The 12,381-nt window shown below is 59.6% G+C and carries 14 protein-coding genes and 3 pseudogenes; 10 read left to right on the top strand and 7 right to left on the bottom strand.

Annotation, left to right across the window (positions count from 1 at the left end; translation table 11 throughout):
- Positions 1 to 444 (bottom strand): annotated as a pseudogene (locus VOI29_RS16790) (IS110 family transposase); the annotation flags it as partial.
- A gap of 151 nt (positions 445 to 595) precedes the next feature.
- Between VOI29_RS16790 and VOI29_RS16785 the strand changes: the two are divergent.
- Positions 596 to 1,151, top strand: a pseudogene (locus tag VOI29_RS16785) (IS110 family transposase); the annotation flags it as partial.
- Positions 1,152 to 1,448: 297 nt separating this feature from the next.
- Here VOI29_RS16785 and VOI29_RS16780 read toward each other — a convergent pair.
- Together VOI29_RS16780 and VOI29_RS16775 are read right to left on the bottom strand one after the other, a co-directional pair.
- Positions 1,449 to 1,706: pseudogene (locus VOI29_RS16780) on the bottom strand (hypothetical protein); the annotation flags it as partial.
- Positions 1,707 to 1,845: 139 nt separating this feature from the next.
- Entirely contained in the window at positions 1,846 to 3,174 is a 1,329-nt protein-coding gene (locus VOI29_RS16775; RefSeq protein ID WP_323781145.1) for a FliI/YscN family ATPase, read from the bottom strand.
- 88 nt (positions 3,175 to 3,262) lie between these two features.
- Here VOI29_RS16775 and VOI29_RS16770 point away from each other — a divergent pair, with 88 nt between their 5' ends.
- The 9 genes from VOI29_RS16770 to VOI29_RS16730 are packed head-to-tail and all read left to right on the top strand — an operon-like array spanning position 3,263 to position 7,832.
- On the top strand, positions 3,263 to 3,652 hold the full coding sequence (locus tag VOI29_RS16770) for a FlgB family protein (protein WP_323781148.1): 390 nt from the start codon (positions 3,263 to 3,265) through the stop codon (positions 3,650 to 3,652).
- Between the two features lie 12 nt (positions 3,653 to 3,664).
- On the top strand, positions 3,665 to 4,057 hold the full coding sequence (flgC, locus tag VOI29_RS16765) for a flagellar basal body rod protein FlgC (RefSeq protein WP_024092263.1): 393 nt from the start codon (positions 3,665 to 3,667) through the stop codon (positions 4,055 to 4,057).
- Between the two features lie 22 nt (positions 4,058 to 4,079).
- Entirely contained in the window at positions 4,080 to 4,376 is a 297-nt protein-coding gene (gene fliE, locus VOI29_RS16760; RefSeq protein WP_323781140.1) for a flagellar hook-basal body complex protein FliE, read from the top strand.
- Positions 4,377 to 4,379: 3 nt separating this feature from the next.
- A complete protein-coding gene (locus VOI29_RS16755) occupies positions 4,380 to 4,652 on the top strand; it encodes a flagellar biosynthetic protein FliQ (protein WP_323781137.1) in 273 nt (90 codons plus the stop codon).
- On the top strand, positions 4,652 to 5,368 hold the full coding sequence (locus VOI29_RS16750) for a flagellar hook-basal body complex protein (RefSeq protein WP_323781134.1): 717 nt from the start codon (positions 4,652 to 4,654) through the stop codon (positions 5,366 to 5,368). Before VOI29_RS16755 ends, VOI29_RS16750 begins: the two co-directional genes overlap by 1 nt.
- Before the next feature lie 10 nt (positions 5,369 to 5,378).
- Positions 5,379 to 6,164 (top strand): flagellar basal-body rod protein FlgG, encoded by a 786-nt coding sequence (gene flgG / locus VOI29_RS16745; protein ID WP_323781131.1) that lies wholly within the window; start codon positions 5,379 to 5,381, stop codon positions 6,162 to 6,164.
- Positions 6,164 to 6,586, top strand: a complete 423-nt coding sequence (gene flgA, locus VOI29_RS16740) for a flagellar basal body P-ring formation chaperone FlgA (RefSeq protein WP_323781128.1) — start codon at positions 6,164 to 6,166, stop codon at positions 6,584 to 6,586. Before flgG ends, flgA begins: the two co-directional genes overlap by 1 nt.
- On the top strand, positions 6,586 to 7,326 hold the full coding sequence (flgH, locus tag VOI29_RS16735) for a flagellar basal body L-ring protein FlgH (RefSeq protein ID WP_323781125.1): 741 nt from the start codon (positions 6,586 to 6,588) through the stop codon (positions 7,324 to 7,326). Before flgA ends, flgH begins: the two co-directional genes overlap by 1 nt.
- A gap of 8 nt (positions 7,327 to 7,334) precedes the next feature.
- Positions 7,335 to 7,832 (top strand): flagellar basal body-associated FliL family protein, encoded by a 498-nt coding sequence (locus VOI29_RS16730; RefSeq protein ID WP_323781122.1) that lies wholly within the window; start codon positions 7,335 to 7,337, stop codon positions 7,830 to 7,832.
- Positions 7,833 to 7,917: 85 nt separating this feature from the next.
- Here the strand turns inward: VOI29_RS16730 and VOI29_RS16725 are convergent, their stop codons facing one another.
- From VOI29_RS16725 to flhA, 4 genes are read right to left on the bottom strand one after another with little or no spacing between them, the layout of a single operon-like run.
- On the bottom strand, positions 7,918 to 8,316 hold the full coding sequence (locus VOI29_RS16725) for a hypothetical protein (protein ID WP_323781120.1): 399 nt from the start codon (positions 8,314 to 8,316) through the stop codon (positions 7,918 to 7,920).
- The gene (locus VOI29_RS16720; protein WP_323781117.1) at positions 8,313 to 9,401 is read right to left on the bottom strand and encodes a flagellar type III secretion system protein FlhB; all 1,089 of its coding nucleotides are present in this window, start codon (positions 9,399 to 9,401) and stop codon (positions 8,313 to 8,315) included. The genes VOI29_RS16725 and VOI29_RS16720 overlap by 4 nt, the downstream gene beginning before the upstream one ends.
- Entirely contained in the window at positions 9,398 to 10,177 is a 780-nt protein-coding gene (locus VOI29_RS16715) for a flagellar biosynthetic protein FliR (RefSeq protein WP_323781115.1), read from the bottom strand. The genes VOI29_RS16720 and VOI29_RS16715 overlap by 4 nt, the downstream gene beginning before the upstream one ends.
- Complete coding sequence (flhA, locus tag VOI29_RS16710) at positions 10,174 to 12,207, bottom strand: flagellar biosynthesis protein FlhA (RefSeq protein WP_416361551.1); 2,034 nt, start codon at positions 12,205 to 12,207, stop codon at positions 10,174 to 10,176. The genes VOI29_RS16715 and flhA overlap by 4 nt, the downstream gene beginning before the upstream one ends.
- Between the last annotated feature and the right edge of the window lie 174 nt (positions 12,208 to 12,381).

The following is a 12,381-nucleotide window of genomic DNA, read 5'->3' as shown; positions in this document are numbered from 1 at the left end:
GATGCGTTCCAGAAGGCGCGGAATATGAGACACGCCTTTGGCCGCGGTCAGTCCGAACTCGGCCGCATAGCCACGGATTGTATTGGCAAGTTGCGTCCGGGAGACGACAACACGCTCGCGCATGCCCACATGCATCAGTGCCGCCTATTGCTCGGCGCTCTTCACCGGAACGAACCGCATCGTCGGGCGGCTCATCACCTCGCACTGCGCTTCAGCATCGGCCGCATCATTCTTGCCGCGCTTCACGTAAGGCTTTGCAAACTGAGGCGCAATTAGCCTGACCTCATGACCGAACCCCGTCAGCAACCACGCCCAGTGATGCGAGGCACCACAGGCCTCGATCGCAATGACGTTCGGCGGACATTTCGCAAAAAATCCCACCATCCCCTTCCGGCGCATCTTCTTGCGAAGAACCGGTTGTTCGGCGGTGTCCACGCCATCCAGTTAAATCACGTGCTTTGACGTACCCATGCCAATAGGGATAATCTGATCCACGGACGGCTCCTTCATTTGAGATCTTCAGACTCACTCTGGCACATTTCGATGCCGTTCAGAGGCCGTCCACTCCAACAAGGTGGGAGCCCAACAATCCATTTTGGGAGGCGGTCAAGTCGGAGATTACACGGTCGGACTGGATCTGGCGAAGAAGGTGTTCCAGGTCCATGGTGCTGACAGCAAAGGCTGTGCTGTCTTGCGCAAGAAGCTCAGAAGGCTTCAGGTGCTTGAGTTCTTCGCCAAGTTGCCGCCCTGTCTGGTGGCGATGGAGGCCTGCGGCGGCGCGCATTTCTGGGGTCGGGAGCTGGCCAAACTCGGCCACGGCATCAAGCTCATCCCGCCCGTCTATGTGAAGCCCTTCATCAAGCGGCAAAAAAATGACGCGGCGGACGCTGAGGCGATCTGCGAGGCGGCGCATAGACCGAATATGCGCTTCGTGCCTGTGAAGAGCGAGGAAACGCAAGGAGGCGGCCAGTGTCTTCCGCGTCCGGGAGTTGCTCATCCGGCAGCGCACCCAGGCCATCAACGTGCTCCGCGGACATCTCACCGAGTACGGCTGGGCCGTGCCACAGGGTGCGGCAAATGCCCGGCGCCTGAAAACGATCCCGGGCATCGGCCCGCCGATCGCCACGGCCATGGCGGCGCAAGGTCCGCCAGCGGTCGCGAGGTCGTCGGAGCGGAGGAGGGCTGAGAGCAGCTTGGCGCAAGGGTCGTGAAACGGGGTCGGCAGAACCAGAGTGCTACAGAGTGCCATCGAGCACGCGGCTTTGATTTGGTTCCGGCCCGCAAACACCATGCGGGCCCGCGGCATGACGATGGCCGCATCACGAGGCCGGATACATGTCAGTCCCCGACACCGCGCCAAATTGCTCTAAGAAACCTCTTGCGCTAGGGGCGGTTAAACATGTTGCACAAGCCGGGTTCTGAGCGCAGATCCGCTTTCCCCAGATGGATTAAACCACCGCCTTTGTGACAGGTATGCCAGGTACGGTGTAGCGGCTGAGCACGGCAAAGCGGAGGCGAATTTCCGAAACCTGCCGTTCACATTCTCTTGCCATGAGGCGTTGCCCCGGAAGCTTTACACAATGCATCCAGTCGTCGGGAAAATGGTCCCCCGGACCATTTTCTGGCCCTCCTCATATCTCGACACGGCTTCGGCGCGGGTATCCGCTCCATCCCCGCCGCAAGGCTTGACCAAGGCATAACGAGGCATTGCGCGTTCAGCGGGGAAACAGCTGCTCATTCTTCGCCGCTATCATGCTGAATTCTTGCAGTGAATTTTCGCCAGGGGCAGTGCAACAAATCAGCCTGAAGCAGCCTTTTCTGTTCTTGTATTTGAAAATAACCGGATCACCGTCCGGCCTTGGCGCGGCGCAGCAAAAGAAGCAGGCGGTTGAAACTGCTGGTGATCCCTTCCGGATCTTCGCGGCCAAAGAAACCGTCCAGCTCTGGCCAAAGTTTTACAGCCTTGTCCAGCACCGCATCGTTCCCCTCGGCATAGAGACCGGCCCTGATCATCACTTCCGACTGTTCATAAGCGCCCAAAAACTTGCGCACATCCTGGATTGCCGCGTTTTCATCGTCTGTGGCTGCGGCAGGCAGGCTTCGGGATACTGAGCGTGAAACGTCAATCGCCGGAAATCTGCCGCGTTCGGCGATTTCCCGGTTCAGCACAATATGACCATCCAGAACACCGCGAAGAATATCCGCAATCGGTTCGTCCATGTCGGAACCGGCCACCAGAACGCTGAACACGGCGGTGATATCACCCTGCCCGTCTGCACCAGGCCCAGCCCGTTCGCACAGACCGGTGATCAGCGGCGTTACGGATGGGGGATATCCGCGCAGTGCAGGCGCTTCACCCGAGGCCGCAGAAATTTCCCGGTGCGCCTCGGCGAAGCGGGTAACCGAATCGGCCAAAAACAGAACATTTTTGCCTTGATCGCGGAAATGCTCGGCCACTGTCATGGCGGCCCAGGCGCAGCGGCGCCGGACCAGCGCGGACTGATCCGACGTGGCCGCCACCACAACCGCCCGGCGCATGCCATCGGGGCCCAGGACCTGTTCCACAAAGTGGTTCACCTCCCGGCCGCGTTCCCCGATCAGCGCCATGACCACTACATCCGCTTCCATTCTTTTGGCCAGTTTTGCCAGAAGCGACGATTTTCCGACGCCGGAGCCTGCGAAAAGACCCACCCTTTGGCCGCGTACAATAGGGAGAATCGTGTTCAATACGGCCTGCCCCGTCGCCAGACGCTCCCCCATCGGCCGCCTGCCGGCGGCTTTGGGCGGGGACGCCATCAGATCCCGGGGCACGGCCCCTGGCAGCAACGGGCGGCCATCCAGCGGCTCGCCGAAAGGATCGATCACCCTGCCGATCCAGTGATCGCTGGGCAAAAACTCCGGCGAAGGACGCAGCACCACCGGGTCGTCAACCGCGGCTCCATCCGGTGCTCTGTCTGGCAACATGCTGATATTATTTCCATAAATCTTCAGAACCTCTCCATGCAATTCGTCCTGCGGGCCGCGCCGCAGCACTAGCCGGTCACCGATCCTAGCGGCAGCAGCCAACCCGCTGACTTCGATTTCCCCGCCAGAGATCGCGGTCACCCTGCCCATCTGCGCTGCCAGACGTTTTCCGGCTATTTGACGGGTCAGTGCTTGCAGCTCTGCTTTCATTGCAGCGGCCTCCATTGATGTCCTGCAAACAATTTCTAAAGGAATCGGGGTTAAGCCTTGATTGAAATCGATCAAGGGAGAAACCCTGGTGTTCACAGAACTGAACGTATTCAAAATTTCTCATTCCATGGCGGTCCATGCCGGCAAGCGCCAGGCATTGGTGTCCCAGAATATCGCCAACGCCGATACGCCCGGCTACCACGCCAAGGACATCAAGCCATTCAAGGACGTCTTTGCTGCCGGGGCCCGACCGAGCAGCATGATGGCAACCCGGGCCAGCCATCTGAACGGCACCGCCGATGGTGGAATGGACTGGGCTGTCACCTCAAGCGAGGATGGCAGCGATCCTAATGACAACTCAGTGTCTGTCGAAACCGAGCTGCTGAAAGGTGTCGAAGTTTCCCGGCAGCACAAGCGGGCCCTGGCCATCTACAAATCCTCGATGAACGTCCTGCGCGCAAGCCTTGGCAAAAATTAAGGAGGATGAGAGATGAGTGAATTTTCCAGAGCCCTTTCCGTCACTGCCAGCGGTCTCAAGGCGCAAGCCTCGCGCCTTCGCCATGTGTCCGAAAACATCTCCAACGCTGATACTCCGGGGTACCGGCGCAAGACCGTGCCGTTTGAAGCCGTGCGCGAGCTGCAGACGGATGTGGAGCATGTGCGTACCGGCCGGGTCACATTGGACCGCAGCGATCTGGAGGAAGTTTACGACCCCTCGCATCCGATGGCCGATGAAAGCGGGCATTACGACGGCTCCAATGTCGATCTGATGATCGAGATTGCGGACGCCCGTGAGGCCCAGCGCAGCTATGAAGCCAACCTGAAGATGTTCGAGCAGACACGCACGATGTCCGCATCACTTATGGACCTATTAAGACGTTAACCAATACAATTGGAGATCCAGAATGGATATTCGCAGTTTTTCCGCCGCAACCGGCTATGCCGCTGCCCGTCCTGCCACCAAGGCCGACCCTGAACATGCGGGATCCGGCGCAGGCGCCCGCCTGAAAGAGAGTTTTGAGAATTTCGCGGCGACTCTGCAGCAAAGTGAACAGGTCTCAATGCAGGCGATGACCTCAGGCGCCGACCCGCACGCTTTGGTGCAGGCCCTGGCGCAGACCGAACTGGCAGTCGAAACCGCAGTGACGGTGCGCAACAAAGTCGTCGAAGCTTATCAGGAAATCCTGAGGATGCCGGTTTAAGCCATGATGAGCGAAAGCCTCTTCTATGACACACTGCGCCAGGCACTGTGGGCCGCCGTCACCATGTCGACGCCGATCCTGTTTGTCGCTCTGGTTGTCGGTCTGGCCATCGGTCTGTTTCAGGCTCTGACGTCGGTGCAGGAAATGACCCTCACCTTCGTGCCCAAGCTGACAGCAATCCTGGTCGTGTTCTGGATGACAATGGGCTTCATGACACAAACGCTGGTGGCCTTCTTCCACGGCCACGTTGTTCCGATGATTGCCGGAGGCTCATAATGGAAAATGCAGGCTATGCAACTCTGTCACGCCAAACGGGCCTGATGCGGGAGATGCGCGTCATTGCCAACAATATCGCGAACTCGGCCACCACCGGTTACCGCCAAGAGGGCCTGATCTTCTCGGAATTCGTGCAGTCCTCGCCCGGTCAGCAGTCGCTGTCAATGTCGCGTGCGAATATCTTCAATACCTCGATGGAGCAGGGCCAGCTGACCAAAACCGGCGGCTCCTTCGATTTTGCGATCGAGGGCGACGCCTTCTTCATGGTGGAAACACCGCAAGGCCAACGGCTGACCCGTTCCGGAGCTTTTTCTCCCAATGCCGATGGCGACCTTGTGACCATGGACGGATACCGGGTGCTGGATGCCGGCCGCGCGCCGGTCTTTGTTCCGCCGGATGCCGGCAAGATCGAAGCTGGGGCGGATGGCTCGCTCAGCGCAAACGGGCGGCTGCTGGGACAGCTTGGTCTGTTCAAACCGATGGAGCAGCACACGCTGGTGCGCGAGGATGGTGTGATGTTCCGCGTCGACGGCGAGATTGAGGACAATTTTGACGCGAAGGTGCTGCAAGGCTTTCTTGAAGGCTCCAACGTGAATGCGATTTCCGAGGTGACCCGGATGATCGAAGTCCAGCGCGCCTATGAAATGGGCCAAAGCTTTCTGCAGGCGGAAGACGAACGCATCCGCAATGCCATCAAAAACCTGATCAAGACCTAGGAGAATCCAGATGCGTGCCTTGAAAATCGCAGCCACCGGCATGAGCGCTCAGCAATTGCGGGTGGAGACTATCTCCAACAACCTCGCCAATATGAACACCACTGCCTACAACGCCCGGCGCGCCGAATTCGCCGATCTGCACTATCAGCAGATCTCGCGGGCCGGCACCGTCAACGCGTCGGACGGCACGGTGCTGCCGACTGGCGTCCAGGTCGGCCTGGGTGTGCGCCCCGCCGCCGTCTCGGTGCATCTGGCGCAAGGTGCGCTGCAGCAGACCAACAATGACTTGGATCTCGCCATCGACGGCAAGGGCTATCTTGAAGTCACACTGCCGTCTGGCCAGACCGCCTATACCCGCGACGGCGCGTTGAAACGCTCGGCTGAGGGGCTGATCGTGACATCTGACGGTTTCGCGGTGTCGCCGGAGGTGACCATTCCGGATGATGCCACCAGCATCTCCATCAACGCTGAGGGCGAAGTTTACGGCTACTTTGATGAAACCTCGGCAGCTCAGCTGCTGGGCCAGTTCACGCTGGCGGGTTTTACCAACCCAAAAGGCCTGGAAGCGATCGGCAGCAATCTGTTCACCGAGACGGAAGCTTCAGGCGCTGCCACAGTGTCCACGGCCGGCGAAGACGGGCTCGGCACCCTGCGTCAGGGCTATTTGGAAGCCAGTTCGGTGGACGCGGTGCGCGAGGTCACTGAATTGATCGAAGCCCAGCGCGGCTACGAAATGAATGCCAAGGTCATCTCGGCTGTCGACCAGATGATGGGTGCAACGACACAGGTGCGCTGATGAAACTTGCTCTTGCCTGTCTGACCGCCGCCGCCCTTTGCGCACCGCCTGTCTGGGCGGAATATCTGATCCCGCTGCGCACCATACGCGCAAAGGCGATCGTCAATGCCGAAGACCTGGCCCTGAAGAAAGGCGAGATCCTTGGTGCACTGTCAAACGCGGCAGCGGTTGTCGGTCAAGAGGCGCGCGTCGCCTTGTACGCAGGTCGGCCCTTGCGGGCCGGCGATATCGGCCCGCCAGCTATCATTGAACGCAATGACCTGGTCACTTTGACCTTCCGCCAGGGGGGGCTGACCATAGCGGCCGAAGGCCGCGCCCTGGGGCGCGGCGCCGCTGGTGAGGCCGTCCGGGTCATGAATCTTAATTCCCGCACCACCGTAACAGGGCGGATCGCGGCAGACGGTTCCGTTGAGGTAAACTGATGAACAAGAAACTTTTCCCCGTCAAACCTCTGCTCTTCGGGCTTGCCCTGCTGGGTGCCTGCGGCCGGATGGATCATATGGGCAAACCGCCCTCCTTCACCCCGTCCAATGAAAGCTCCGAACATGTTGCGATGCTGTACCAGGGGCTGCCTGCGCAGACACAGAACCGGCGCACTGTTGACGGCGCATCTTTGTGGAGCGGCTCGCAGCAATCGCTGCTGGGCGACCGCCGCGCGATCAAGCGCGGCGATATTCTGACCGTGGTGATCGAGATCGATGAAGAGGCAGAGATTTCCAACGACACCCAGCGCTCACGTGCAGGGTCCGAAAGCCTGAACATGCCGCATCTGCTGGGTCTGCCGCAGCGTCTGGACAGAAAACTGCCGGAAGGTGCCAGCTCTGCCGAAGCCGTGGAACTGGGCAGCTCCAGCTCTGCGGGCGGCAAGGGATCCGTCAAGCGCAGCGAAAAGCTGGAACTGCGGGTTGCGGCGACTGTTGTCGACGTTCTGCCCAACGGCGTTCTGGCAATCAGCGGCACCCAGGAACTGCGGGTGAATTTCGAACTGCGCGAACTCTTGGTGACCGGCTATGTCCGGCCGCAAGACATCAGCCGCCAAAACGAGATCACCTATGACAAGATCGCCTCAGCCCGTGTGTCCTATGGCGGCCGCGGCCAGATCACCGATGTTCAGCAGCCGCGTTACGGCCAGCAGCTGCTCGACGCCATTCTGCCGTTCTGAGGGTTGATATGTTTTCCAAACTTCTTCCAGTCATCCTGCTGATCATCGGGACCGGGGGCGGCATTGGCGCCGGCATCATGCTGGCGCCTCCGCCTGAGGAACATAAAGCTGCTGCCGACGGCAAGGCCGCCCCAACCCCGAAAGAGGCCGAAGTGGAAGCCGCCGAAGACAGCGAAGAGAACCAGCGAGAATACATCAAAGTCGGCGACCAGTTTGTGGTCCCGATTGTGGAACGCGACCAAATGACATCCTTGGTGGTGATCTCGCTCAGCCTTGAGGTCAAGAAAGACATCGCCGAAAAGGTGCATTCCTACGCACCCAAGTTGCGGGATGTTTTTCTGCAAGTTCTCTTCGACCATGCCAATATGGGTGGTTTCCGCGGGGCTTTCACCCGCTCAGATGTGCTGGAGCCCCTGCGTACCGCGCTGCGCGAAGCGGCAAAGAAACATCTCGGCAAAGGCGTCTATGACGTTTTGATCATGGAAATATCACGGCAGGACGTCTGACCGGCGGCGTCCAGCAGATCCAACAAAGGAATGGCCGCTCCTGGGCCCGGAGCGGCCTTTTAGTTTGTGCCGTACTCAGGTTTTCTCAGCCGTCCAGAAGCCGCTCCATAAAGGCCTTTGCCTGATCTGCCTTGCGCCGCTTGCGTTCGGACCCTGCCATGGTTTCCACCGCGTGTTTGCGCCCAAAAGCTTTGCGCAGCTGATCCATCATCCGCAGCTTTTGCGCCGTGGCCTGCGCCAGCTCCAGGTTCAACTGGCGCCTGGTGCGGCTATGCCAACCTTGCCACAACAGATCTGCCCCTAAGGCCTTCATTGTGTGATCGCTGTCCGCCTGTGCCCGGGCGGCCTGCACCTGGCTGTTCAGCTTGGCCAGCTGGCCGCGGAGCTGCGCCTCCCTGGCCAGCGCCGGCTGTATCTTAGCATGTTCCTGCATATACTGCGCGGCGGTCACAGCCGCCATCTGCTCCAGCATTTTCTGCTTCATGTGATTTTCCCTTTTGCACGCTTGCGCATCTCTTCAGCAAACCGGATGGCCGCCGCCACCGGTGCGTAATGCTCCTCCAGAATTTCACCGCCGATCTCAATCGTGGCATGCATAGCCCGCGCCGTTGGCGGATCACTGTGAATCGGGACACCGTTTTCATTGGCAACACGCCGGATTACCGCGGCCACTTCATCAACGCCCTTGGCAACGCAGACCGGCGCGGATCCCTTCTCACGGCTCCATTTCAGCGCCACTGCATAGTGCGTCGGGTTGACGACCACGACGTCGGCTTTGGGCACATCGGCCATCATCTGCCCCATCGCGATCTGCTGGCCGCGCTGACGGCGCTGGCCTTTCATATGGGGATCGCCTTCCGCTTCTTTCATTTCGTCCTGGATTTCTTTCCGTGACATCATATTCTTGCGGCGGTGCTCAGCATGTTGAAACGCGGCGTCCACAACACCAATGGCCAGCGCGATGACTAGCGCTAGAAACAGAAACTCCATCGCCAGCTGCGACAGCATCAGGACAACTGATTGCGGACCGGTGCCGGAAGAAGCGATCATCTCCGGCAACCGGAAAGACAGGTAGACGCCCAAGCAGACCGAATAGAGCACCAGCTTCACAAAGCTTTTAAAAAACTCGAACAGACCGGATCTGCCGAATTTGTTCTTGGCCCCCGAGATGAAAGAAATACGGGACAGCTTCGGCTCCAGCTTGCTGGGCGCAAAAACCAGCGCACGCTGACCGACGATCGACAGCAGCACCAGCCCAAAGGGAACCAGGAACCACGGCAGAACAGGGCGGACGGAACTTCCGATAAAACCACCGACGGGTGCAGCGGCGGGCCCATCGAAGAACAGCGGCGCCAGCTTGTCCGGCTGGTCCAGAAAAGCCATCAGAGCGGTGCCGATCCCCTCAACGCTGCTACTGCCGGCAGCATGGACTGCGATGATCAGGCCCAAGTATGCTGCGGCTACCGACAGATCCGTGGATTTGGCAACTTCGCCTTTCTCCCGGGCTTTGCGGAGCTTCTGTTCCGTCGGCTCGAATGACTTGTCTGAATCGTCGTCCTGTCCGCTCATGGCATTCCGCCTCCGGGGTTCGACATAAAGGTCATCAGAGCCGTAGACCAAACATCCAGAATCATCGGACTGCCGACCATCAGGATGAACAGTCCGCCGAAGGTGATAGCCGGCGCGCCGACCATGGCCACCATCAGCTGAGGCATGGCCCGGTTAATCACACCCAAGGCTAAATTGTAGATCACAGCTGTAATGACAAAGGGTGCCGCCAGGGTAAACGCCAAAGAAAAGCTTTGCGAAACCCGGTACACACCCCATTCCGTCAACCCGGGCGCTGCGGGGAACTGACCAGCGGGAAACAGCTGGTAAGAGCCGATAAGCAGTTCCGCCGCCCGGATATGCAGCCCCATCATCACAGCAAGGGTCACGCCGGAAATCATCAGAACGGCCCCCAAAGCCGGCATCGGCTCTGCTCCGATGCCGCCCAGAACCTGTGACAACGACGTGCTTTGCGCCGCCATTGTGCCGGCCGTCTGCAACGCCAGAACAAAGATCCGGACACCAATGCCCAGAGCCAGGCCAATGATCGCTTCGGCGGCAGCAAACCGGGCAAAGTCTACAGCACCATCCGGTTCAGGGAGAGCCGGAAGAGCAGGCGCCACCACAAAAGTAAAAGCCGCAGAAACTGCAAGCTTGACCCGGGTGGGGACATACAACTCCCCCACCGCAGGCAGCACCGAGACCATCGCCGACACCCTCAGGAAAACAAGTGCAGCATGCCAGAACCCTGCTCCCAGCAGCGCAATAAGTTCCGGCGGCAGAAAGTCCAGGTTCATGCCTGCACCATGCCAACCAGGGCAGGCCGCGCCTCAAGACCAATTTCTTCGAAGGAGAGCACCGGGTTGGTGATGCCCCGCGATTTCAGAATGGTCTTCAGATAACGGCGGCGGCGGGTCGAGGTCACTACGGCGGCAAACACACCTTGGTCGGTAATTGCCGACAGCTTTTCGGTCAGCCCGTCCGCAAGCGTATTGAACAAATCGGGCGGCAAGGCGATGTCCAACCCGGCACCCTGCGAGTCCACTTGATACGTCGAAAATTTATCTTCCCATTCCGGCGCCAGCTGAATCAGCGGAATGGTCCCGTCCTCGCGTTTCATCTCGGCCACCAGCTGGAAACCCAGCCGCTGCCGCACATGTTCACAGATCAGCTCAGGCTGGGGGGTGTGCAGCCGGGCTTCGGCAATCGATTCCAAAATCAGCGGCATATTGCGGATGGAAACCCGCTCCTCCAGCAGCAGACGCAGCACCGAATGCAAGGTATCCATCGGAACCTTCTCCGGCACGAGCGCATCCAGCAGCTTGCGGTTTGCCTCAGCCCGGAAGTCATCGGAAAGCTGCGTCATCTCATCCAACAGGCGGCGCAGCGACTTGAGAGTCAGAAGGCGGGAGAAATTCTGCTTGATGATCTCCAGCAAATGGGTCGCGAGGATTTCCGGCGGGGTGACCACGGTAGCCCCGGCCAAGGCGGCCTGCTCCTGCGCCTTGGCAGAAATCCAGCGGGCCGGCGCGCCGTATACCGGCTCGGTCACATCAGTGCCGGGCGGCAGCGCGTCATGATTGTCCGGCATCAATGCCAAGACCATGTCGGGATGCAGAGTGCCACGCACCTGCTCAACCCCCTGCACCTTGACCACATAGGTGCCTCTTTCCAGCTCATGCTGGTCGGTCAGCCGGATTTCGGGCAGGATCAGGCCAAAAGTGGTGGCAATGTGGGACCGCATGTTGGCAATCCGCGCATCCAACCCGGTTCCGGCATCAAGTACCATGCTGACCAGGTCCGGGGAAAACTCCAGATGCAGATCATCCAGATCCAGAATATCTCCAAGCGGCCGGCTTGCATTGGGATCTGCAGCTTCTTCGATCTTTTCCTCGATCTCCGCCTCTGCGTCATCCTGCTTTTTCTTTGCCATGCGGAAAGCTGCGTAACCCAGCACGCTGCCTCCGGTCACGAACGGCAGGAACGGCAGACCGGGAACCAGTGCAAACAGGATCATCAGCACGGCAACAGTTGTCAGCGCGGCGGGATGGCGGCCGAATTGCTCGAACAGGGCGGTATCTGTGGCACCGGTGGTCCCGCCGCGAGCCAGCAGCAGAGCCGCAGCAATAGAAATGATCACAGATGGGATCTGCGACACCAGACCGTCGCCCACGGTCAGGATGGCATAGGTTTCAAACGCGCTGCCTACCGGCATGCCATGGACCAGAACGCCCATGATCAAACCCATGACCAAGTTCAGCAAGGTGATCAGAAGCCCGGCAATAGCGTCGCCTTTTACAAACTTCGAAGCACCATCGAGTGAGCCGAAGAAAGTGGTTTCCTGCTGATCACGCTCCCGGCGTTCCTTGGCGGTCTGGTGGTCGATGGCACCGGCCGACATGTCGGCGTCGATCGCCAGCTGCTTGCCGGGCATTCCGTCCAGTGCAAACCGGGCGCCCACTTCGGCCATCCTGGCGGCCCCCTTGGTGATCACCATGAAGTTGACGATCAACAGAACCCCGAACACCACCAGACCCAGGAATACGCTGCCCCCCATCACAAACTGGGCGAAACCTTCGATCACATTGCCGGCCGCGTCGGTGCCGGAATGCCCCTGGCCGATGATCAGTTTGGTAGAGGATATATTCAACGACAGCCGAAGCATCAGCGAGGCCAGAAGAACCGTCGGGAAGGAGGAGAAATCCAGCGGCCGCTCGATGAAAAGGGTGATGGTAAAGATCAGGATGGCAAGCCCAAAGGAGGCCGCCAAACCAACATCAAGAACCCAGGCCGGCATTGGCAGGATCATCATCACAATGATCGCCATCAGCGCCAGCGCAAGCAGCACGGTCGGACTGAAAAGTTGTTCTGTGGTAAGCTTAGGCACAGTTCAGGCCCCGCAAATTGCTGGCGTCCGATGGATGGACTGGCTGGAGCATTGTGATCGCCAGCGAGGGCCGCGCAGACAGCAGACGATCAGGCGTTGCATTACCGGCTGCCG

Origin of the sequence: Leisingera sp. (genome assembly GCF_034669605.1) — a bacterium.
Classification (GTDB): Bacteria; Pseudomonadota; Alphaproteobacteria; order Rhodobacterales; family Rhodobacteraceae; genus Leisingera.
This window is presented reverse-complemented; position numbering and strand designations above follow the sequence as displayed.

What these genes read in the sequence shown, in the direction of transcription:
- VOI29_RS16775 (WP_323781145.1), bottom strand. Translation starts at nt 3,174, where the DNA reads ATGAAAGCAGAGCTGCAAGCACTGACCCGTCAAATAGCCGGAAAACGT.
- flgC (WP_024092263.1), top strand. Translation starts at nt 3,665, where the DNA reads ATGAGTGAATTTTCCAGAGCCCTTTCCGTCACTGCCAGCGGTCTCAAG.
- fliE (WP_323781140.1), top strand. Translation starts at nt 4,080, where the DNA reads ATGGATATTCGCAGTTTTTCCGCCGCAACCGGCTATGCCGCTGCCCGT.
- VOI29_RS16755 (WP_323781137.1), top strand. Translation starts at nt 4,380, where the DNA reads ATGATGAGCGAAAGCCTCTTCTATGACACACTGCGCCAGGCACTGTGG.
- VOI29_RS16750 (WP_323781134.1), top strand. Translation starts at nt 4,652, where the DNA reads ATGGAAAATGCAGGCTATGCAACTCTGTCACGCCAAACGGGCCTGATG.
- flgG (WP_323781131.1), top strand. Translation starts at nt 5,379, where the DNA reads ATGCGTGCCTTGAAAATCGCAGCCACCGGCATGAGCGCTCAGCAATTG.
- flgA (WP_323781128.1), top strand. Translation starts at nt 6,164, where the DNA reads ATGAAACTTGCTCTTGCCTGTCTGACCGCCGCCGCCCTTTGCGCACCG.
- flgH (WP_323781125.1), top strand. Translation starts at nt 6,586, where the DNA reads ATGAACAAGAAACTTTTCCCCGTCAAACCTCTGCTCTTCGGGCTTGCC.
- VOI29_RS16730 (WP_323781122.1), top strand. Translation starts at nt 7,335, where the DNA reads ATGTTTTCCAAACTTCTTCCAGTCATCCTGCTGATCATCGGGACCGGG.
- VOI29_RS16725 (WP_323781120.1), bottom strand. Translation starts at nt 8,316, where the DNA reads ATGAAGCAGAAAATGCTGGAGCAGATGGCGGCTGTGACCGCCGCGCAG.
- VOI29_RS16720 (WP_323781117.1), bottom strand. Translation starts at nt 9,401, where the DNA reads ATGAGCGGACAGGACGACGATTCAGACAAGTCATTCGAGCCGACGGAA.
- VOI29_RS16715 (WP_323781115.1), bottom strand. Translation starts at nt 10,177, where the DNA reads ATGAACCTGGACTTTCTGCCGCCGGAACTTATTGCGCTGCTGGGAGCA.
- flhA (WP_416361551.1), bottom strand. Translation starts at nt 12,207, where the DNA reads ATGGCGATCATTGTGATGATGATCCTGCCAATGCCGGCCTGGGTTCTT.